This is a genomic window from Pandoraea cepalis (assembly GCF_902459625.1).
GTDB classification, from domain to species: Bacteria; Pseudomonadota; Gammaproteobacteria; order Burkholderiales; family Burkholderiaceae; genus Pandoraea; species Pandoraea cepalis.
In genome coordinates this window covers 96,971-117,244 of sequence record NZ_CABPRY010000002.1, presented here as the reverse complement: position 1 = coordinate 117,244, position 20,274 = coordinate 96,971, and the positions used below count along the sequence as shown (strand labels likewise).

Genomic DNA, 20,274 nt, shown 5'->3' with positions numbered 1-20,274 from the left:
GAAATGGAGCCCGCGATGACTGATTCTCCGTACCGCGCCCGCCGCGAGCGCGTCATCGAACAGATGCGCAAGGCCGGTGGCGGTGTCGCCATCCTGCCGACGGCGCCGGAAGTGCCGCGCAACCGCGACAGCGACTACCCTTATCGTCACGACAGTTATTTCTATTACCTGTCAGGCTTCACGGAGCCCGATGCGGTCGTGGTGCTCGACAGCCGCACGGGTCATTCCATCCTGTTCTGCCGCGCGAAGAACGAAGAACGCGAGATCTGGGACGGCTATCGCTACGGCCCGGAAGCCGCGCGCGAGACCTTCGGCTTCGACGCCGCCTACCCCATCGACGAGATCGATACGCGCGTGCCGCAACTGCTGGCCGACGCGCCGGCGCTGTTCTATGCGCTCGGCGCTTCGGCGCAGCAGGATCGCCAGGTCCGTCACTGGCTGAGCGCCGTGCGGGCGCAAGGACGCACGGGCGTGTCGGCACCGTCCGTCGCACGCGATATCCGCGCGATCCTCGACGAGATGCGTCTGGTCAAGGACCCGGTTGAAATCGACATCATGGCGCGCGCAGGCAAGATTTCGGCAGAAGCCCATGTGCGCGCGATGAAAGCGTCGCGCCCGGGGCTGCGTGAATATCATCTCGAAGCCGAGTTGCTGTACGAATTCCGCCGCAACGGCTCGCAGTTCCCCGCTTACGGTTCGATTGTCGCCACCGGCGCCAATGCCACGGTGCTGCACTATCGCGCAGGCGACGCCAAGCTGCGTGACGGCGATCTGTGCCTGATCGATGCCGCTTGCGAACTCGATGGCTACGCGTCGGATATCACCCGCACGTTCCCGGTCAACGGCAAGTTCACCGCGGCGCAGCGCGAGCTGTACGACATCGTGCTCGCCTCGCAACAGGCCGCCATCGACGTCACGCGCGCAGGCGCGCGCTTCGACGCCCCCCACGACGCCGCCGTGCGCGTGCTTGCCCAGGGCATGCTCGACACGGGCCTGCTCAAGCGCGATGCGGTGGGCGGCCTCGACGACGTGATCGCCAACAAGTCGTTCAGCCGCTTCTACATGCACCGCACGGGGCACTGGATCGGCATGGACGTCCACGATTGCGGCGAGTACCGCGAAGACGGTCCGAACGGCGAACGTCCGTGGCGCACACTGGCCGCGAACATGGTGACGACCATCGAGCCGGGCATCTACGTGCGTCCCGCGCCGGACATCGACGAGCGTTACTGGAACATCGGCATTCGCATCGAGGACGATGCGGTCGTGACCGCCGACGGCTGCACGCTGCTCACGCGCGACGTGCCCGTGGATGCCGACGAGATCGAAGCGCTGATGCGTGGCTGATGACTGACGTTCAGGCTCCCGCGGCTTCCACACACGCGTCCCACGCGGTGGGCGACGCTCGCGCGCGTCGGTTCGATCTGGCGATCGTTGGCGCAGGCCCGGTCGGCACGGTGCTCGCGCTTGTGCTCGCGCAGCGCGCGCCGCAGCTACGGATCGCGCTGGTGGATGCGCGCGGCGCGCAGGTCGGGTACGACGACCCTCGCACGCTCGCGCTCTCGCATGGCAGCCGTGAGATTCTTGCGCGCGCCGGCGTCTGGCCGCACAACGCGGCCGGTCTCGACAGCACACCGATTCAACATATTCACGTCTCGCAAGCGCGGCGCTTCGGCAGCACTGAAATTGATTATCTCGATCACGGCGTCCCCGCACTCGGTTACGTGGTGCGATACGGCGCCCTGATGCGCGCACTGGACACCGCCATGTCGCGCGTTCCCGCCCACGTCGAGCACGCGCCGCCGCCAGCGTCCGTCTCGCCGGAGGGGTCCGACGCGTTGCCCGCACCGGATCGACCGGGTCTGCATCACTTCCGCCCGTACCGAGCCATTGCCCTGAGCCAGGACGCACAGCAGGTCACGATGACCCTCGGCACGTCCGTCGACGATCGCGCGCAAACGCTGCACGCCGCGCTCGCCGTCAATGCCGAAGGGGGGTTGTTCGAGCGGCAGATGGCGCGCCCTCGCGCGCGCGACTACGGCCAGACCGCACTCGTCGGGTTCGTCACCTGTGAGCGGCCCCGCATCGGCTGGGCATGGGAGCGCTTCACGCCGGAAGGCCCGTTGGCCCTGCTGCCGCAGGAAAACGGCTACGCGTTGGTGTGGTGCTGCCCGCACGCCGAGGCGAAACGTCGGCGCGAACTGGGCGACGCCCAGTTCCTGAGCGAGCTGCACGCCGCCTTCGGCGACCGCATGGGCCGCTTCACCTCGATTGTCGGCCGTGCAGGTTTCCCGTTGGGCCTCAACGCGCTCGGCCAGGTCGTCGACGGCCGGATCGCCGCCATCGGCAACGCCGCGCAAACGCTCCACCCGGTGGCGGGACAAGGCCTGAACCTCGGCCTGCGCGACGCCTTCGACCTGGCCGACGCTCTCGTTCGCGACATTCGCGGCGGCGCCCCGCACCACGGCGTGCCGGGCCCGGCGGCCCTCACCGCCTTCGCCCGCCGACGCCGCGCCGACCGCGGTCTGACGATCGGCATCACCGACCTGCTGCCCCGCGTCTTCGGCATCGACGCTGCCCCTGTTGCCCTGCTGCGCAGTGTAGCCCTCGCCAGCCTCGACCTCGTTCCGCCGCTCAAATCCGCCTTCGCCCGCCAGATGATGTTCGGCCAGCGCGGCTAAGTGTGCGGCTTCCCCGGCGCGACGATCGGACCGCCTGCTCATTTTTTAGGCGACGAGAATGGGTTTTCGCAGTAAAATGCCAACTTTTTCCCGCCTTTTCCCTACATCGTGCATATCGGCCCCCACGAACTCCGCAATAACCTGTTCGTCGCCCCCATGGCGGGTGTGACGGATCGGCCGTTCCGCCAGTTGTGCAAGCGACTCGGTGCGGGTTATGCCGTCTCGGAGATGGTGGCCTCGAACGCCCAGCTCTGGAAGAGCGAGAAGACGATGCGCCGCGCCAATCACGCGGGCGAAGTCGCGCCGATCTCCGTGCAGATCGCAGGCGCCGACCCGGCCATGATGGCCGAGGCCGCCCGCTACAACGTGGAGCGCGGCGCCCAGATCATCGACATCAACATGGGTTGTCCGGCCAAGAAGGTGTGCAACGTCGCCGCCGGTTCGGCCCTGCTCCAAAACGAACCGCTCGTGGCCCGCATCGTGTCCGCCGTCGTGGGCGCCGTGGGCGATGTGGTACCGGTCACGCTGAAGATTCGCACAGGCTGGGATCGTGAGCACAAAAACGCCCTCACGGTCGCCCGTATTGCCGAAGACTGCGGCATCAGCATGCTCACGGTGCACGGGCGCACGCGCGCCGACCTGTATCACGGCGACGCGGAGTACGAGACCATCGCCGCCGTCAAGGCCGCCGCCCGCATTCCGGTCGTCGCCAACGGCGATATCGACTCGGCGCAAAAGGCCAGGCATGTGCTGGACGTCACGGGCGCCGACGCCATCATGATCGGCCGCGCCGCCCAGGGGCGTCCGTGGTTGTTCCGCGACATCGAACTGTTTCTCACGACGGGCGAGATCGCCTTGCCGCCGCGCGTCGACGAGATCCAGCAAATCATGAACGAACACCTCGAGGATCATTACGAGTTTTACGGGGAATACACCGGTGTGCGGACCGCGCGCAAACATATCGCGTGGTATTCGCGTGGCCTGCCGGGGGCAGCCACGTTCCGCCAGCGTATGAATACGCTCGACACCACGCAGGAACAGTTGGCTGCGGTCAACGAGTTTTTCGAACAGCAGAAGGCGCACTCGGACCGTCTCTGCTATGAACAAGAATCGCCGAGGGAGCTATTAGCCGCATGAGCAAAACAAACATAGAACAATGCGTGCGCGACAGTCTGGATTCGTATTTCCGCGATCTGGACGGCGCACGACCACACGATGTCTACGATATGGTCGTCTCGGTCGTCGAGAAGCCGCTGCTCGAGTTCGTGCTCGGCAAGGCCGACGGCAACCAGTCGCTCGCTGCCGAATACCTGGGGATCAACCGCAACACGCTGCGCAAGAAGTTGCAGCAGCACGGCCTGCTCTAGCCGTTGCGCGCGAACGGGAGGCCCGCTATAGACCCGCGCGCCGCCCGTCAGCCCCATCGCGGGGTGCGCCTGCGTCGATGACGTCGCATCGCGCCCGCCCCATTTGCTCAACTCGCCCGTTTTTGCCGCTTCACTACTGTCCGTCATGATTAAGCAAGCTCTCATTTCCGTCTCCGACAAGACTGGTATCGTCGACTTCGCCAAGTCGCTCGCTGCCCAGGGCGTGTCGCTCCTCTCCACTGGCGGTACCGCCAAGTTGCTGGCGCAAGCCGGCCTCAAGGTGACCGAAGTGGCCGACTACACCGGCTTCCCGGAAATGCTCGACGGGCGCGTGAAGACACTGCATCCGAAGGTTCACGGCGGCATTCTGGCCCGCCGCGACCTGCCCGAGCACATGGCCGCGCTCGCGGAGCACGACATTCCGACGATCGACCTGCTCGTGGTGAACCTGTACCCGTTCGTGCAGACCATCGCGCGCGATGACTGCTCGCTCGAAGACGCCATCGAGAACATCGACATCGGCGGCCCGACGATGCTGCGCTCGGCCGCGAAGAACCATCGCGACGTCACCGTGATCGTCGATCCGGCCGACTACGCCGTGGTGCTCGACGAAATGAAGGCGAACGGCAACACGGTCGGCTACGCCACGAACTTCCGTCTGGCCACGAAGGTGTTCGCTCACACGGCCCAGTACGACGGCGCGATCACGAACTACCTCACGAGCCTGGGCGAGTCGCTGCGTCACACCGAGCGCTCCGCCTACCCGGCCACGCTGAATCTCGCGTACACGAAGGTGCAGGACATGCGCTACGGCGAGAACCCGCATCAGAGCGCCGCGTTCTATCGCGACATCGTCACGCCGGAAGGCTCGCTGGCGAACTATCGCCAGCTCCAGGGCAAGGAACTGTCGTACAACAACATCGCCGACGCCGATGCCGCGTGGGAATGCGTGAAGACGTTCGACGCGCCGGCCTGCGTCATCATCAAGCACGCCAATCCTTGCGGCGTGGCCGTGGCCGCATCGCCGGTCGACGCCTACGCCAAGGCATTCCAGACCGATCCGACGTCGGCCTTCGGCGGCATCATCGCGTTCAATCGCGAAGTCGACGAAGCGGCCGCGCAAGCGGTCGCCAAGCAGTTCGTGGAAGTGCTGCTCGCGCCGTCGTTCACCGACGCCGCCAAGCAAGTCTTTGCGGCCAAGCAGAATGTGCGTCTTCTCGAAGTGCCGCTCGGCAACGGCGTGAATCAGTACGATTTCAAGCGTGTGGGCGGTGGCCTGCTGGTGCAGTCGCCGGATGCGAAGAACGTGGCCCCGCATGAACTGCGCGTGGTGACGAAGCGTCATCCGACGCCGAAGGAAATGGAAGACCTGCTCTTCGCCTGGCGCGTGGCCAAGTACGTCAAGTCGAACGCCATCGTGTTCTGCGCCGGCGGTATGACGCTGGGCGTGGGCGCTGGTCAGATGAGCCGTGTCGACTCGGCGCGCATCGCCAGCATCAAGGCCCAGAACGCCGGCCTGTCGCTGAGCGGCTCCGCCGTGGCCTCTGACGCATTCTTCCCGTTCCGTGACGGCCTCGACGTGGTGGTCGACGCAGGCGCGACCTGCGTGATTCACCCGGGCGGTTCGATGCGCGACGACGAAGTCATCGCCGCAGCCGACGAGCGCAACGTCGCCATGCTGATGACGGGCACGCGTCACTTCCGTCACTAAGCCCTCGCCGCGATGGCCCTCGCCGGGTCATCGACAGGCGATATGAGAGGACACCCAGGATCCCCCGGGTGTCCTTTTTTTTCTCAGCCTCAGAAGTAGTGTGCGAGACCCACGGCCACACCGACCTGATTGCTGCCCGGCAGGATGCTCGCGCCATAGCCGGTCACGCCCAGATTGGAGCCGTTCTGATTGCGCGATAAACCGACTTCCGCGAACAGTTGTGTGCGTTTGGAAAGCAGATATGCCGCATTGGCCGCCAGCAAAAACGGATGTTGATTGGCCGACGTGATGTTGTTGTAGTAGATCGCCCCCGAGAGAATCACTTCGGTCACGGGCCGGTACTGCAACCCGGCGAAGATCAGTTCATTGCGGCCCGCGACGCCGGGCACGTCGCTCAGATACCACTGATATCCCACGAACGGCTTGAAGTTACCGACGGCATAGCTCGCCCCCGCCGCCACCCGCTGCGTGGTATTGCCCTGCGTCGCGACCGACGTGCCACGTTGCTGGTCGTACACCAGCGAGACGTTGAGCGGACCGTTTCCGTACCCGACCGACACGCTGTACTCCTTGCCCACACGCCACTGCCCCGGCACCTGCGCACCATTGGCAATGCTGGCGTCGTAACCCGTCGAGAACAGGCCAGCGACCTTGATGCCGTTGAAGTTGCCGGCGTACTTGATCGAGTTGTCGGCCTTGCCAACGAACTGAGCATCGAGTGCGGGCAGCGAATAGCTGTAATACGAAAGCGGATCGAGTTCAAGGAACGCATCGTAAATCAGGTTCTTCTGTCGGCCGAAAGTCAGTGCCCCCCATTGATTCTGCAAACCCACATACGCCTGGCGGCCAAACATGCGTCCGCCCTGCTGGAGCTGCCCCGAGTCGAGATTGAACCCCGCTTCGAGCTGCATGATCGCCTTGAGCCCACCGCCTAGATCTTCCGCCCCCTTGAAGCCGAAGCGATTCGCCGCCTGAGACCCGTTGCTCACGCGAAAGAGTGACGACTTGCTGCCGTTCGCGCCAGCGGCTGCGTTACTGAGGTATTCCAGACTGTTGTCCAGAATGCCGTAGATCTGCAGCCCATCCGCTTTGGCGCAGCCCGCCGCAAGCGTCAACGCCATTGCCAACCAAACCTTGTGTTTCATGACATTCCCTATTTTTTATATTGGATAACGAATTACAAACGCCTCATGCAATACGCGTTCGACATTCCCGACTTCCCTGCAAGTGACCGACTGAGACGGCATTTGAGACGCCGTTGCGCAGCCCGGTGATCTCCGCCAGAATCGCCAGCGCGATTTCCGGCGGCGTGCGCGCCCCGAGCGGCAGGCCGACCGGCCCGTGCAAGCGGGCGATCTGCGCGGCGTTCAGATCGAACATCGCCAGACGCTCGCGACGCGACGCCTGATTGCGGCGCGAGCCGATCGCACCGACGTAGAACGCGTCGGACTTGAGCGCTTCGAGCAGCGCCATATCGTCGAGCTTCGGATCGTGCGTGAGCGCGACAATCGCCGTATGGCCGTCGGGACGCAAACGCGCAATCAGGTCGTCCGGCATCTCTCGCGAATGCGAGACGTGGGCGCCGCCCATCGCGTCTCGCATCACCTCGTGGATATCACGGGGATCGCAGACGACGACCCGATAACCCAGCGGCACCGCCATCGTCACCAGATGCTGCGTCAGTTGCCCGTCGCCGATCACGATGATTCGCCAGCGCGGGCCGAACGGCACCGTCAGGCGCGTTGGCGAATAGTCGAACGCTGCCGGCTGCGTAACGTTGCGCACACGCGCCACCCCCGTGCGCAGATCCAGCTCACGCACACCGAGTCGACCCTGGCCGATGGCCTCGCGCATGGCGTCGAGTCCGCTGCGCGGGGTCACGCGCTCGACGACCAGCTCGAGCGTGCCGCCGCACGGCAAGCCAAAGCGGTGCGCCTCATCGGCGTTAAGGCCGTAAGTCTGCAAGTGAGGTCGCAAGCCCGGCCGGAAACCACCGGCGACCTTCGCGAGCAGGTCGTCCTCGATGCAACCGCCGGAGACCGACCCGGCGATGCGCCCGCGCGTGGCGAGCGCCATCATCGCGCCCACGGGACGCGGCGCCGAGCCCCATGTCCGCGCGACGCTCGCGAGCAGCACGTCGTCGCCTTGGGCCTGCCAGCGAGCGACGGCATCGAGCACTTCAGCGTCGAGCGCGTCCATCAGGCGTGTCCCTCGTCATGCGCTTCACGGGCGAGCGCGCGCGCCTGCGCGACGGTCTGCGGCAGTGGCATCGAACGCGAGCGCACACCGGTGGCGCGACGGATCGCCTGCGCCACCGCCGGCGCCACCGGCGGCAACGACACTTCGCCACACCCCTGCGGCGGGCGGTCGCTCGGCACGATCACGGTCTCGATCGTCGGCATCTCGACGAGATACAGCAGCGGATAGTCGGCGAAGTTGCTTTGCTCCACGCCGCCCTTGGCGAAGGTAATCTGGCTCTTGAACGTATTGGTGAGCGCAAATCCGATGCCGCCTTCGATGTTCGCGCGGATCAGGTTCGGGTTGATTGCACGGCCACAATCGACGCCGCACACAACGCGTTCAATCTTGAAGCGCTCGTTCACGACGCGCAGCTCCACGGCGAGCGCGACATAGGTCGAGAAGGCCCCACCGCGTCCGGTGTAGGTGCAGTAGCCGAATCCGCGATGCACACCGGGCTTCGCCAACGTGTGCCAACCGGCAGACGCCGCCGTCGTCTCGATCACCCGTGTTGCCAGCGCATCGTGTTTGAGCAGTCGTTTGCGATACTCGACGGGATCGACGCCGGCTGCGTCGGCCATCTCGTCGATAAAGCTCTCGAGAAAGAACACGCTCGACGTCGAGCCGACCGAGCGCATGAAGCTCACGGGAATGTTGGGCTGCGGCACGTCGATGCCTTCGACGCGCAGGTTCGGCACCGCGTACGCGAGGTCGTAGAGCCCGTCGAGCATGGTCTCGTCATAGCCGGCCTTCTCGTAGTGGTCCTTCTTGATGACGTTGTAGAGCGACTGCCCCGCCACGCGCGCATGCAGCGCCGTGGGCAGCCCGTCGTGACCGAGCACCGCCTCGAAACGACCGGAGGCGCAGGGACGATAGAAGCCGTGTCGTATGTCGTCTTCGCGCGAGCGGATCACCTTGACGGGACGCCCGACCGCCGCCGATGCCGCCGCCGCATGGATCACGAAATCGGGCACGTATTTGCGTCCGAAGCTGCCGCCGAGGAACGTCGTGTGAACGATGACCCTCTCCGGTGGCAGCTTGAAGATGCCACCTAGCGCCCAGCGAACTTTGTCCTGCCCCTGGATCGGCCCCCAGACCTCGATCTCACCCTGCGCCTTGCGCACGTGCACGGTGGCGTTCACCGGCTCCATCGTCGCGTGGACGATGTATGGAGTGTGGTATTCGGCCGTCACGCGCTTGCCGCCGGCGACACCTGAGACACCGGCAGCGATAAGGCCCGGGGCATCGCCGACGTCGGTCGCAACGCCCGCCTTCCCATCGACAAGCGCGGCACGGCGCTGCGCGAGTATCGTCGCACTGTCGGCCGCGGCGCCCGCTTTCCATTCGATATCGAGGGCATCGCACGCTTGCTTTGCACACCAGTAATCGTTAGCGACGACGATGATGGCGTCCTTCGCCTGCACGACGTCGTGCACCCCCTTGCGTGCCTTGATCGCGTCGCGATTGCGCACCGACAGCGGAACGCCACCTGTGGTCGGGGCCATGCGCACGGCGCCGAAGAGCATGCCGGGCACCTTCACATCGATACCGAAGACGGCCGAGCCATCGACCTTCGACGGCGTATCGAGACGCGGCACCGACTTCCCGATCAATGCATGGGCGGCTTCGTTCTTCAATCGCGGATGCGAATTGAGCGGCAGCTTCGCGGCCTCGGCGGCCAGCTCACCGTAGCCAAGCGAGCGGCCCGATTGCGGATGAATGACGCGGCCCTCACGCGTCACACAGTTGGTCGTGCGAACGCCGAACCGTCGTGCAGCCACGGCGACCAAGGCTTCACGCGCTTGCGCCCCGGCGATTCGCAGACGCTCATAGAACAACGTGGCCGACATCGACGCCCCCACGAACTGCTGCAACGCCTCGTTGGCCGCAGCCGTTCGGTAGGCGTCGCGCGCAGTCACGAATTCGACGCGCACCCGACGCCAATCGGCGTCGAGTTCATCGGCCAGCACCTGGGGCAAACCGGTGTAGACCCCCTGTCCGACTTCGCATTGCGAGAGACCGAGCACGGTCGTGCCGTCGGCATCGATGCGAATCCAGTCGTTGATTTCGACAAGGGTCTCGCCCGCCGCACGCGCTTCGGGACTGACCACCCACGACGCCGAAATCGGAACCAGCAGACTGCCCGCTGCCAGCGACATCCCTTTGAGCCAGTGACGGCGGGACGGCGACGTGGGGGCCTGGGAAGCCGCCTCGTTCACATCGGCCGTGGTGCGCTCAGCGTTTGGCAGCGGCATGGATCGCCTCCCGGATACGGTGATAGGTCGCGCAACGGCAGAGGTTGGTCATCGCCTCGTCGATCTGGGCGTCGGTCGGATGCGGATGCTTGTCGAGCAGCGCCGCCGCGGCCATCACCATGCCGGACTGGCAGTAGCCGCACTGCGGCACATCCGTGGCGATCCACGCCTGCTGAATCGGATGCGCGCGTGTCGGCGACAGGGCCTCGATGGTCGTGATGCGCCTGCCCGCCACCGCCGAGACCGGCAGCACACAGGTGCGCGTGGCTACGCCATCGAGGTGCACCGTGCAGGCACCACATGCGCCGATACCGCAGCCGTATTTGGTGCCGGTCAGCCCCGCGGCATCGCGGATGACCCACAGCAAAGGCGTGCCGTCATCGCCGTCGAAGACGAAGGGCCGCCCGTTGAGTTGGAATTCCATTGACTCTCCCGTTGTGACTGCCGTCTGCCTCGGCGTGCCTTACGACGTGCCGGCAGAGGGTGAGTGAATTCTCACAACGAGAAAATTGGCGAACAACGACCGCTCGGCCCGAAAAGGATGCCGTTCGTCCAGAGACGGGAAAACCCTCACGCGCGAGGCGCGACGGTCGCGTCAGTTGGCCGGGCCGCAGTGTCTGAGATATTCGCGCGGCGGCAAGCCGTAGCAGCGACGAAAGGCGCGAGTGAACGCCTTCTCCGACGCGTAGCCGACGGCATCGGCCACGTCGGCGATGCGCACGCCCGCGCCCGCCAGACGCTCCGCAGCCAGGTACATGCGATGCGTCGTGAGATACGACATCGGCGATTCACCCACGAGTTCGCGAAAGCGCAGGCAGAACTTCGAGCGCGACATGCCGGCGATGTCGGCCAGTTGCTCGACCGTCCAAGGCCTTTGCGGCGCGTCGTGCATCGAGGCGATGGCGCGCCCCAATTGCGGATCGGTCATGCCGCGCAGCCAATGCGTCGTCGCGCCGCCGCTGGCACCGAGATAGGCACGCAGGATCTGGATGAACAGCACGTCAGCCAGACGCGCGACGGCGACGCGCCATCCCGCACCGCACTGCATCGACTCTTCGATGAAGCCCGCCAGGGTCGTGGTCAGCCGCGCGGGAACGGCCGGATCGCCGGCGCGGATATGGATGAGCGGCGGCAGCGACGCGAGCAAGGGATTGCGAACGCGCTCACGGAACATCACTACGCCCGTGTAAAGGTCGCTCACCGGCCCCGCGCCACCCGCGCGGAACGCGAGAGGTGTGTCGAGCCTGGGCTCGATACCCTGCGCCGTCATCAACTGCTCGAAGACCACCGGTGGCTCGTCCAGCGACGAGCACATCACGTGCTCGTGTCCATGCGGCAACAGCACGCAGTCGCCCGGCTCCATGCGCACCGGCGCCATGCCAGCCACGACAAGATAAAACGGCTCTCCCGTCGCCGTGCGAAACGGCGCACCGTCCATCGCGGGCTTGCGCAGAGACCAGGGGGCCCCGAACGTGAAGCGACCTGTCACGACCGCATCCGCCCGCAAATCGTGGAGAACGTCGCTCAGCGGATCCATGCCACCCCGCGTTGCACGACGTGAAGATTCATTCGTTTCATGGGTGGAACTTTGATTTACATATGGATAAACCGAAGTATGCCGTTTCGCTCACTGGAAAAGTATCGGGATCGGCCTAGGGAAAATACGAAGACGATGGAGGGCGCGCGTTGGGGCGCGGTGTCACGCGAGCGGAGGGGATGGGATGGGGTGAGACCGGCCTGTAAGCGTCTGCGCGGCACAGGCCAGGGGGTTCATCGTCGCGAGAGCGTCGTCAGGAAGAGGTGGGCAGGGCTTGCCTCGGCCCGCAGTTCACAGGCATCGCCACCGTCGACGCGAAGCGCATGTCCCTCGGGAACGCTTACGGCTTGGCCGTCCGCGAAGATCACTCGCACCTGCCCTTGCGCACAGTAAAGGAAGGCGACGGCGTCGGCGTCCGCTGGCAGCGACCACGTCACGGCGTCTCCATCGAGCCGATGCTGCGCCAGCGTGTGCTGCCATGCGGCGCGACGTGTCATGACATTGAAGTCGTCGATGGGCACGCCGGACGTCTCCAGCATCGGTGTGCTGCTCACCGTCAACTCGCCGCCGAAGGCATATGGAGGCGTGCGCGTCGAGAGCGTCACGTCCGGGCGGCCTTCGACCGTGAGCGTGAGCGTGCCGCCCCGCACGATGGCCAGCGAGCGATCGACGCCCGGGAACACGGAGAACGGCCCAGGGCTCGTGACCGTGGCCGTGCTGATGCGCCAATCGAAGCCGTCTTCACCGGGACGTCGCGCCACCGCCAGCTCGGTCGTGACCCCCAGGCCGTTCTTCCACGGCATCTTCTGAAAATCGGCCGGGCCGAGCGTTTGCAGTTTCATGCGACGTCTCTGACGAATTGGCTTACTTGCGGACTTCGCCGTGTCCGAACACGACGTACTTCAGACTCGTCAGGCCCTCGAGACCCACCGGACCGCGGGCGTGCAGCTTGTCGTTCGAGATACCGATCTCGGCACCCAGGCCGAATTCGAAGCCGTCGGCGAAACGCGTGCTCGCATTGATCATCACGCTCGCGGAATCGACTTCGCGCAGGAATTGCATGGCGGCGGAGTAATCCTCGGTCACGATGGCATCGGTGTGATGCGAGCCGTAGCGATTAATGTGCGCGATGGCCGGCCCCATGCCATCGACGATCTTCAGCGCCAGCACCGGTGCCAGATATTCCGTCGACCAATCCTCTTCGGTCGCCGCCACCACGCCCGTCACGCCGACGTCGCCGAGCGCAGCCAGGGTTCGTTCGCAACCGCGCAGCTCGACCTGCTTATCCTGGAACATGCGTGCGATGGCGGGCAACTGGTCGATGGCCTGTTGGTCGACGAGCAATGTTTCCATCGTGTTGCAGGTGCCATAGCGATGCGTCTTGGCGTTCTCGCAAATCGCCAGCGCCTTGGCCGGATCGGCGCGACCGTCGACGTAGACATGGCAGATGCCGTCGAGGTGCTTGATCATCGGCACGCGCGCGTCCTGCATCAAACGCGCGATCAGGCTCTTGCCGCCGCGCGGCACGATCACGTCCACATAGTCGGTCATCGTGATGAGTTCGCCGACTGCCGCGCGATCGGGCGTGCTCACGACCTGCACGGCGTCACCGGGCAACCCGCTCGCCGCGAGCGCCTGCGCGATGAGGGCGGCCAGCGCCGTGTTGCTCTCGATGGCTTCGGACCCGCCCCGCAGAATGGTCGCATTGCCCGACTTCAGGCAAAGCGCAGCCGCGTCGATGGTCACGTTGGGACGGGATTCGTAAATGATGCCGATGACGCCCAGCGGCACGCGCATCTGACCGACCTGAATACCGCTCGGCTGCACGCGCACGTTGCTGATCTCGCCGATGGGGTCCGACAGGCCCGCGATCTGACGCAGTCCTTCGATCATCGTGCGCAGCGCCTTGTCCGACAGCGTGAGACGATCGATGAAGGCGGCATCCTGACCATTGGCGCGGGCGCGCTCGAGATCGCGGCGGTTCACGTCCTGCAACGCCGCGCCATCGCGCTCGATGGCATCGGCAATCGCGAGCAGCGCGCGATTCTTGGCAGCGGTGTCGGCACGCGCCATGGCGCGCGATGCCTCACGGGCGCGCTGGCCCAACGATTGCATGTAGCCTTTGATATCCATATCGTCTGTTTCGCAGTTCTCTTGGCGACGCAATCGCCAGTGCATTCGGTGGGTCTTCGGTGACGGCCATCGTCACGAAATTCGGGCGGTGGCACACGGCACGTCGCCAGTCATGCGCCAGATTGTCCGTCAAATGTGGGGATCTTGCTGGCGCGGCTCCCGTGCCCCGGGAGGTGGGTTCCGGCGTTTGGCAGCGCTTGGGCGCGGTCTACGCGTGCACCGGACGGGGTGCGCGAGCGGAGCGCGCCATCGGCGGTCGCTCGCCGGCGAGCAGTAGCCCGAGTTGCAGCATGCCGTCCCACGGGTCGCCGGACAGACCGTCGGCCCGCAGCCCCTTGACCTGCCGGTCCAGACGCGCGGCCAATTGCAGGGCCTGCGCCAGCTTGGCGGGTGTGACTCGGTGGACCGCCTGCTCCATCAGGCGCTCTCGTGGCCCCCAGACCCGATACTCGCGCAGCAACATCGCAAGCGGCTTGCCCGCCGCCATCCCGCGCGTGATCTTGGTGAGCGTGCGCACTTCTTCGGTCAACGCCCACAGGACCAGCGGTGCTGCTTCGCCCTCGCCGCGAAGGCCGTCGAGCATGCGCACGAGCCGAGCGGTATCGCCTGCGAGGACGGCTTCACTGAGTTTGAAGACGTCATAACGCGCCACGTTCATCACGGCATCCTGCACTTGCTCGAACGCGAGCGCTCCCGCCGGATACAGCAGACCCAGCTTCTGAATCTCCTGATGGGCCGCCAACAGGTTGCCCTCGACGCGATCCGCGATGAACTGCAGCACACGTCGTCCAGGCTCGCCGGCTTCGACGCGTTGCCCTTGTGCGGCGAGACGCTGGGCAATCCAGTCGGGCAGACGGCTCCGGTCGACAGGGTCAATCTTGATCGTCACGCCCTCGCGATCGAGCGCCGTGAACCAATCGGATTTGGTCGCTGCCGCATCGAGCCGGGGCAGCGTGACAATGGTCAGGACGTCGCTGTTCGCGGCACTGGCATGCGCCTTGAGCGCTGCGCCGCCGTCCTTGCCGGGCTTTCCGCCGGGAATACGTAACTCGATAAGTTTGCGGTCGCCGAACAGCGACATGGACTGGCCGGCGTTCGCGAGCGCGCCCCAGTCGAAGCTGCGCTCGACGCTGAGCACATCACGCTCGGTGAAACCGCCCGCACGTGCCGCTGCGCGTACACGATCCACCGCCTCCTGAACGAGCAGGCTCTCGTCGCCGTAGATCGTATAGATCGGCGAGAGGGTCTTGGCGAGGTGCGCGTCAAGCGCGTCGGGACGCAATTGCATGGTGGCAGGCGTTACTCTTCCGGTTTTGTCGCCGGCAAGGATTTCACCGCTTCCATGCGACGAATGATCTGGTCGACGGCATCTTTCTGCATGTCGCGGTTAAGCAGTGCGGCTTCGGTATCGCGCGCCGTCGTTTCGTTGTCGCTGTAGGGCAGATTGCGCGTTAGGCGAATTGTGTTCAACGGGATGATCGGCGTGCCATCCGGTGTCACGAGTTGAAAGGTGAACGCACTACGCAGCTCGTATTCGCGTGCCTGGCCATTGGCATCGAGACTGATGGCCGTACGCGACGACGTAGTGTTCACGAATTCCAACCGCGCATCGGCATCCTTAGGCTCGGTCACCACGACGGTGCCCTTGCTGCCGTAACGGATGTAGCGCGAGATGTCGGTCGCCATCTGGCCACCGCCCGAGATGTACAAACGGTGGAACGCATACTCGCTCGCGCCGCGCAGTTGGAAGCCGCACGCCGACAATATCAACGCACAACTCAGCAGGGCAATCCCGCCGAAGATTCTGCGCGTCATACCGACGCTTCGTTGTCCGGATGTGATTTGCACGAGATGTGCCCTCTTGTCACCAAACGTCATCAATTCATCGACCGGCGGCTGCGAAGGCCGCTTCAAAGCACTACGTTCACGAGACGGCCCGGCACGACGATGACCTTCTTCACCGGCTTACCTTCGCCAAACTTGGCCGTCATTTCGTGCGCCAGCGCGGCTTGTTCGATGACCTCGCGCGAAGCGTCCTTCGCCACGCGCACGGCGCCACGCACCTTACCCGCCACCTGCAGCACGAGTTCGATCTCGTCCTGCACCAGCGCGGCGGCGTCGACTTCCGGCCACGGCGCGTCGAGCAGATCGCCCTGTTGCGCCGCGTAGCCCAACTCGACCCACAAGCCGTGGGTGACGTGCGGCACCACCGGGTACAGCACGCGCAGCAGAATGCCGTAGCACTCGCGCACCGCACCGGCGCCCGCCGCCCCCTTGTCGCTCTCGATGGCGTTGAGCATCTTCATCGCCGCGGACACGACCGTGTTGTACTGCACACGCTGATAGTCGTAGTTGGCCTGCTTGAGCACGCCATGAATCTCGAGACGCAGCGCCTTGGCCGCCGGGTTCGCCGTATCGATGGCGGCGTCCGCCTGACGCAGCAGCGCGGCCTGCGACTGGCCGAAGCCCCACAGGCGGCGCAGGAAGCGGCTCGCGCCTTCCACACCGGCCCCCGACCATTCGAGTTGCTGTTCGGGCGGTGCCGCGAACATCACGAACAGACGCGCCGTATCGGCGCCGTGCTGATCGATCAGCGACTGCGGATCCACGCCGTTGTTCTTGGACTTCGACATCTTCTCGATGCCGCCGAGCGTCACGTCCGCACCGTCAGCCTTCGACGTTGCACTGACCGGACGGCCCTTGTCGTCGAACTGCACCTGCACGTCGAGCGGGTTGAACCACGTCTTCTTGCCCGCGGCATCCTCACGATAGTACGTCTCGTTGAGCACCATACCCTGCGTGAGCAGGTTCTGCGCCGGCTCCTTGAAACTCACCAAGCCCAGATCGCGCATGACCTTGGTCCAGAAGCGCGAATACAGCAAGTGGAGAATCGCGTGCTCGATGCCGCCGATGTACTGATCCATCGGCATCCAGTAATCGGTGCGCGCGTCGACCATGGTGTCGGCGTCCGGGCAGGCATAGCGCGAGAAATACCACGACGAGTCCACGAACGTGTCCATCGTGTCGGTCTCGCGGCGCGCCGGCTTGCCGCACTTCGGGCAATCGCACTTGAGGAACGCTTCCGACTTGGCCAGCGGGTTGCCGGTGCCGTCCGGCACGAGGTCTTCGGGCAACACGACCGGCAGGTCCTTTTCGGGAACCGGCACCGCGCCGCACGACGCGCAGTGAATGATCGGAATCGGTGTGCCCCAGTAACGCTGGCGCGAAATCCCCCAGTCGCGCAGACGGAACGTGACCTGCTTGTCACCGGCACCCTGGGCCTTGAGATCCGCGGCGATGGCGTCGACGGCCGCCGCAAAGGCCAGACCGTCGTATTTGCCGCTGTTGACCAGCGTGCCGTTTTCCTTGTCGCCGTACCAGGCCTGCCAGGCTTGCGTCGAATAGGTCTCGCCGGCCACCGCGACAACCTGCTTGATCGGCAGGTCGTACTTGCGCGCAAACGCGAAGTCACGCTCGTCGTGGGCCGGAACGCCCATCACCGCGCCCTCGCCATACCCCATCAGCACGTAGTTGCCGATCCACACCTCGACCTTGTCGCCGGTCAGCGGATGCGTGACGAAAAAGCCCGTCGGCATGCCCTTCTTTTCCATCGTGGCGATGTCGGCTTCGGCCACGCCACCCTGCTTGCATTCGGCGATGAACGCCTGCAGGTCGGGACGCTCGGCGGCCAGACGCGTTGCCAGCGGATGCTCCGCGGCAATTGCGCAGAAGGTCACCCCCATGATCGTGTCGGCACGCGTAGTGAACACGCGCAGCAGCTTGCGTTCGCCGTCCAGCTCGTACGGGAAGCCAAAGTTCACGCCAAAGCTCTTGCCGATCCAGTTCTGCTGCATCACCTTCACGCGCTCAGGCCAGCCGAGGTCGTCCAGGTCGCCGAGCAGTTCGTCGGCGTATTCGGTGATGCGCATGTAATACATCGGAATTTCGCGCTTCTCGATGAGCGCACCCGAGCGCCAGCCTCGACCGTCGATCACCTGCTCGTTGGCGAGCACGGTCTGATCGATCGGGTCCCAGTTCACCGTGCCGGTCTTCAGGTAGACGACGCCCTTCTCGAGCATCTTCAGGAACAGCCACTGGTTCCAGCGGTAATAGTCCGGCTTGCAGGTGGCGACTTCGCGCGACCAATCGATCGCCAGGCCCATCGCCTGCATCTGCTTCTTCATGTACGCAATGTTGTCGTACGTCCACTTGGCCGGCGGCACGCCGTTGGCCATTGCCGCATTTTCTGCCGGCATGCCGAAGGCGTCCCACCCCATCGGCATCAGCACGTTGTACCCGCGCATGCGCATCTGACGATACATCACGTCGTTGATGGTGTAGTTGCGCACGTGGCCCATATGCAGCTTGCCCGACGGATACGGCAGCATCGAGACGCAATAGAATTTCTGTTTGTCCGCGCGCTCGGTGGTCTTGTAGGCATCGATGGCCTGCCAGTGAGACTGGGCGGAGGCTTCGACGTCGGCGGGAACGTATTTTTCTTGCATGATGGGTCGGCGGGTAGGATTCGGCTCGGCTTCGGCCCCGCCGGTGCGCGGCAAAGGGCGCGCAGCACGCAAGCGTTTGGGGGCAAATCCGGGGAAAACGATGATTATAACGCCGACGGCAACGGATTCGGCGCGACGGTAGAGAGCAGATGCGGCCTGGGGGCCGCCTTGGCGTGGCTGCCGCCCGATGCGTCATGCGATCCGTGGCGTCGTGCGTCTTTGATGTCGGCGTCCGGTGCCGGCTGGCGCACCGTCTGCCCTCTCATGCGCCACCTCGACGGGCCATCCGCGCCCCGCACGCCGGCAAGGGCTGAATCAGCGCAGGCCCAGAACGTCCTGCATATCGAACAGGCCCGTGTTGTGTTGCGCGAGGAAACGGGCAGCACGCAGCGAGCCTTGCGCATACGACAGGCGGCTCGACGACTTGTGCGTGATCTCGATGCGCTCACCGATGCCGGCAAACAGCACCGTGTGATCGCCCACGATATCGCCGCCGCGCACGGTCGCGAAACCGATGGTCGACGGATCGCGCTCGCCCGTCACACCCTCGCGCCCGTAGATGGCGCATTCCTTCAGATCGCGACCCAACGCGTCGGCCACCACTTCGCCCATGCGCAGCGCCGTGCCCGACGGAGCATCGACCTTGTGGCGGTGATGCGCTTCGATGATCTCGATGTCGTAGCCCGTGTTCAGAATCTTCGCCGCGACTTCGAGCAGCTTGAACGTGGCATTCACACCCACGCTCATGTTCGGCGCAAACACCACGGCCACGCGTTCGGCGCCCGCGGCCAGACGCGCCTTGTCGGCTTCCGAGAATCCGGTCGTGCCGACGATCATCTTGACACCGTGCTTTTCGGCGGCAGCCAGATGCGCCAACGTGCCTTCGGGACGCGTGAAGTCAATCAGATATTGCGCGTTGGCGAGCGCGACATCGAGATCGGCGGTGATGTTCACGCCCGTCTCGCGCCCCAGGAAGGCGCCGGCGTCGTGTCCCAGCGCCGGGCTGTCCTCGCGGTCGAGCGCACCTACCAGTTCGGCGTCGTCGGTGGCCAGTACGGTTTCAATCAGCATCCGGCCCATACGGCCGGAGGCGCCAGCAATCGCAATCTTCATCATGGAATTCTTGACTCTTCAGACAGCTTACTTGGGCATCGAGAACAGGCCACCGCCGGAAGTCACCCGCGGCGACGGGACAAGCCCCGTGCCCGTGGCCGTCGTCGCGCTGCCCGATGCGCTGTCGCCAGCGGTGGACTGTGCGTTGGACGCAGGGGCCGGTTCGGAAGCGGTAGCCGCCGCAGCGGTCGACACGGCCGCGACGTCGGACGCGGCAGGCGCGGCAGTCTCCGCGGTCGCAGCACTCGCCGTCGACGGGGCCGAGGCGTCGGTAGTTACGGTCTTGCCCTTCTGACCATCGATTTCCCGCACCAACTGATATTCGGTCGGCAGATTTTCTCCGCCTTCCCAGCGCGCCAGCGTGTCGCCATCGAAGTACACCTTCAGGTGACGTTCCTGGACCACCGACGCGTTGCCGCGCTTGAAATAGAAGACATAGTCCCAGCGATTCGCGTGGAAGATGTCCGTGAGCAGCGGCGTGCCGAGCAGTTGACGGACCTGATCACGTGTCATGCCGGCTTTGAGCTGCTCATAGGCCTCTTTCGAGACGAAGTTGCCTTGAACGATGTTGATTCGATACGGCGTGACCACGCCGATCACTTTGTCGGTCACGCTGTCATACGTCGAGCAACCGGCCAGGGCCAGGAATGCCGCTGCAGCGCAGACGGAGAGCGGAAGGGAGAGATAACGACGCAAATCTGACTCGCTTTCAAAAAAATCGACCTTGAATCCGG

The 20,274-nt window shown here is 64.9% G+C and carries 17 protein-coding genes; 5 read left to right on the top strand and 12 right to left on the bottom strand.

Features of this window, described 5'->3' with window-relative positions:
• The first annotated feature begins 15 nt into the window (after positions 1-15).
• From PCE31107_RS05420 to purH, 5 genes are all read left to right on the top strand, one after another.
• Positions 16-1,347 carry an aminopeptidase P N-terminal domain-containing protein gene (locus PCE31107_RS05420; protein ID WP_150607051.1) on the top strand — a complete coding sequence of 444 codons (1,332 nt, stop codon included), beginning with the start codon at positions 16-18 and terminating at the stop codon, positions 1,345-1,347.
• Positions 1,347-2,681, top strand: coding sequence for a UbiH/UbiF/VisC/COQ6 family ubiquinone biosynthesis hydroxylase (locus PCE31107_RS05415; RefSeq protein WP_150607049.1), 1,335 nt, complete (start codon positions 1,347-1,349; stop codon positions 2,679-2,681). The genes PCE31107_RS05420 and PCE31107_RS05415 overlap by 1 nt, the downstream gene beginning before the upstream one ends.
• A gap of 108 nt (positions 2,682-2,789) precedes the next feature.
• Positions 2,790-3,818 carry a tRNA dihydrouridine synthase DusB gene (gene dusB / locus PCE31107_RS05410; protein WP_174966556.1) on the top strand — a complete coding sequence of 343 codons (1,029 nt, stop codon included), beginning with the start codon at positions 2,790-2,792 and terminating at the stop codon, positions 3,816-3,818.
• Complete coding sequence (locus PCE31107_RS05405; RefSeq protein WP_010803993.1) at positions 3,815-4,048, top strand: Fis family transcriptional regulator; 234 nt, start codon at positions 3,815-3,817, stop codon at positions 4,046-4,048. The genes dusB and PCE31107_RS05405 overlap by 4 nt, the downstream gene beginning before the upstream one ends.
• Positions 4,049-4,193: 145 nt before the next feature.
• Positions 4,194-5,759, top strand: coding sequence for a bifunctional phosphoribosylaminoimidazolecarboxamide formyltransferase/IMP cyclohydrolase (gene purH / locus PCE31107_RS05400; RefSeq protein ID WP_150607045.1), 1,566 nt, complete (start codon positions 4,194-4,196; stop codon positions 5,757-5,759).
• An 89-nt stretch (positions 5,760-5,848) separates the two neighbouring features.
• Here purH and PCE31107_RS05395 read toward each other — a convergent pair whose 3' ends face one another.
• The 12 genes from PCE31107_RS05395 to PCE31107_RS05340 form a co-directional block, all read right to left on the bottom strand.
• The gene (locus tag PCE31107_RS05395; RefSeq protein ID WP_150607043.1) at positions 5,849-6,904 is read right to left on the bottom strand and encodes a porin; all 1,056 of its coding nucleotides are present in this window, start codon (positions 6,902-6,904) and stop codon (positions 5,849-5,851) included.
• Between the two features lie 43 nt (positions 6,905-6,947).
• Positions 6,948-7,958 carry an XdhC family protein gene (locus tag PCE31107_RS05390; RefSeq protein ID WP_150607041.1) on the bottom strand — a complete coding sequence of 337 codons (1,011 nt, stop codon included), beginning with the start codon at positions 7,956-7,958 and terminating at the stop codon, positions 6,948-6,950.
• Complete coding sequence (locus PCE31107_RS05385; RefSeq protein ID WP_150607039.1) at positions 7,958-10,252, bottom strand: xanthine dehydrogenase family protein molybdopterin-binding subunit; 2,295 nt, start codon at positions 10,250-10,252, stop codon at positions 7,958-7,960. The genes PCE31107_RS05390 and PCE31107_RS05385 overlap by 1 nt, the downstream gene beginning before the upstream one ends.
• Entirely contained in the window at positions 10,233-10,676 is a 444-nt protein-coding gene (locus PCE31107_RS05380; RefSeq protein WP_130027097.1) for a (2Fe-2S)-binding protein, read from the bottom strand. The genes PCE31107_RS05385 and PCE31107_RS05380 overlap by 20 nt, the downstream gene beginning before the upstream one ends.
• Before the next feature lie 171 nt (positions 10,677-10,847).
• Entirely contained in the window at positions 10,848-11,789 is a 942-nt protein-coding gene (locus tag PCE31107_RS05375) for an AraC family transcriptional regulator (protein ID WP_150607037.1), read from the bottom strand.
• A 233-nt stretch (positions 11,790-12,022) separates the two neighbouring features.
• Complete coding sequence (locus tag PCE31107_RS05370; RefSeq protein ID WP_130027101.1) at positions 12,023-12,631, bottom strand: HutD/Ves family protein; 609 nt, start codon at positions 12,629-12,631, stop codon at positions 12,023-12,025.
• Between the two features lie 22 nt (positions 12,632-12,653).
• Positions 12,654-13,922 carry a glutamate-5-semialdehyde dehydrogenase gene (locus PCE31107_RS05365; protein ID WP_150607035.1) on the bottom strand — a complete coding sequence of 423 codons (1,269 nt, stop codon included), beginning with the start codon at positions 13,920-13,922 and terminating at the stop codon, positions 12,654-12,656.
• Between the two features lie 208 nt (positions 13,923-14,130).
• Complete coding sequence (gene holA / locus PCE31107_RS05360; protein ID WP_150607033.1) at positions 14,131-15,210, bottom strand: DNA polymerase III subunit delta; 1,080 nt, start codon at positions 15,208-15,210, stop codon at positions 14,131-14,133.
• An 11-nt stretch (positions 15,211-15,221) separates the two neighbouring features.
• Positions 15,222-15,737, bottom strand: a complete 516-nt coding sequence (locus PCE31107_RS05355) for an LPS-assembly lipoprotein LptE (protein ID WP_174966555.1) — start codon at positions 15,735-15,737, stop codon at positions 15,222-15,224.
• A 95-nt stretch (positions 15,738-15,832) separates the two neighbouring features.
• A complete protein-coding gene (gene leuS, locus PCE31107_RS05350) occupies positions 15,833-18,427 on the bottom strand; it encodes a leucine--tRNA ligase (protein WP_150607029.1) in 2,595 nt (864 codons plus the stop codon).
• Positions 18,428-18,742: 315 nt separating this feature from the next.
• Positions 18,743-19,540 carry a 4-hydroxy-tetrahydrodipicolinate reductase gene (gene dapB / locus PCE31107_RS05345; protein WP_130027984.1) on the bottom strand — a complete coding sequence of 266 codons (798 nt, stop codon included), beginning with the start codon at positions 19,538-19,540 and terminating at the stop codon, positions 18,743-18,745.
• Between the two features lie 27 nt (positions 19,541-19,567).
• A complete protein-coding gene (locus PCE31107_RS05340; RefSeq protein ID WP_246181728.1) occupies positions 19,568-20,236 on the bottom strand; it encodes an outer membrane protein assembly factor BamE in 669 nt (222 codons plus the stop codon).
• Between the last annotated feature and the right edge of the window lie 38 nt (positions 20,237-20,274).

Coding starts and splice junctions, on each gene's coding strand:
- PCE31107_RS05420 (WP_150607051.1), top strand. CDS start 16: ATGACTGATTCTCCGTACCGCGCCCGCCGCGAGCGCGTCATCGAACAG.
- PCE31107_RS05415 (WP_150607049.1), top strand. CDS start 1,347: ATGACTGACGTTCAGGCTCCCGCGGCTTCCACACACGCGTCCCACGCG.
- dapB (WP_130027984.1), bottom strand. CDS start 19,540: ATGAAGATTGCGATTGCTGGCGCCTCCGGCCGTATGGGCCGGATGCTG.
- PCE31107_RS05405 (WP_010803993.1), top strand. CDS start 3,815: ATGAGCAAAACAAACATAGAACAATGCGTGCGCGACAGTCTGGATTCG.
- PCE31107_RS05385 (WP_150607039.1), bottom strand. CDS start 10,252: ATGCCGCTGCCAAACGCTGAGCGCACCACGGCCGATGTGAACGAGGCG.
- PCE31107_RS05380 (WP_130027097.1), bottom strand. CDS start 10,676: ATGGAATTCCAACTCAACGGGCGGCCCTTCGTCTTCGACGGCGATGAC.
- purH (WP_150607045.1), top strand. CDS start 4,194: ATGATTAAGCAAGCTCTCATTTCCGTCTCCGACAAGACTGGTATCGTC.
- holA (WP_150607033.1), bottom strand. CDS start 15,210: ATGCAATTGCGTCCCGACGCGCTTGACGCGCACCTCGCCAAGACCCTC.
- PCE31107_RS05390 (WP_150607041.1), bottom strand. CDS start 7,958: ATGGACGCGCTCGACGCTGAAGTGCTCGATGCCGTCGCTCGCTGGCAG.
- PCE31107_RS05375 (WP_150607037.1), bottom strand. CDS start 11,789: ATGGATCCGCTGAGCGACGTTCTCCACGATTTGCGGGCGGATGCGGTC.
- PCE31107_RS05365 (WP_150607035.1), bottom strand. CDS start 13,922: ATGGATATCAAAGGCTACATGCAATCGTTGGGCCAGCGCGCCCGTGAG.
- PCE31107_RS05395 (WP_150607043.1), bottom strand. CDS start 6,904: ATGAAACACAAGGTTTGGTTGGCAATGGCGTTGACGCTTGCGGCGGGC.
- PCE31107_RS05355 (WP_174966555.1), bottom strand. CDS start 15,737: ATGACGCGCAGAATCTTCGGCGGGATTGCCCTGCTGAGTTGTGCGTTG.
- PCE31107_RS05370 (WP_130027101.1), bottom strand. CDS start 12,631: ATGAAACTGCAAACGCTCGGCCCGGCCGATTTTCAGAAGATGCCGTGG.
- leuS (WP_150607029.1), bottom strand. CDS start 18,427: ATGCAAGAAAAATACGTTCCCGCCGACGTCGAAGCCTCCGCCCAGTCT.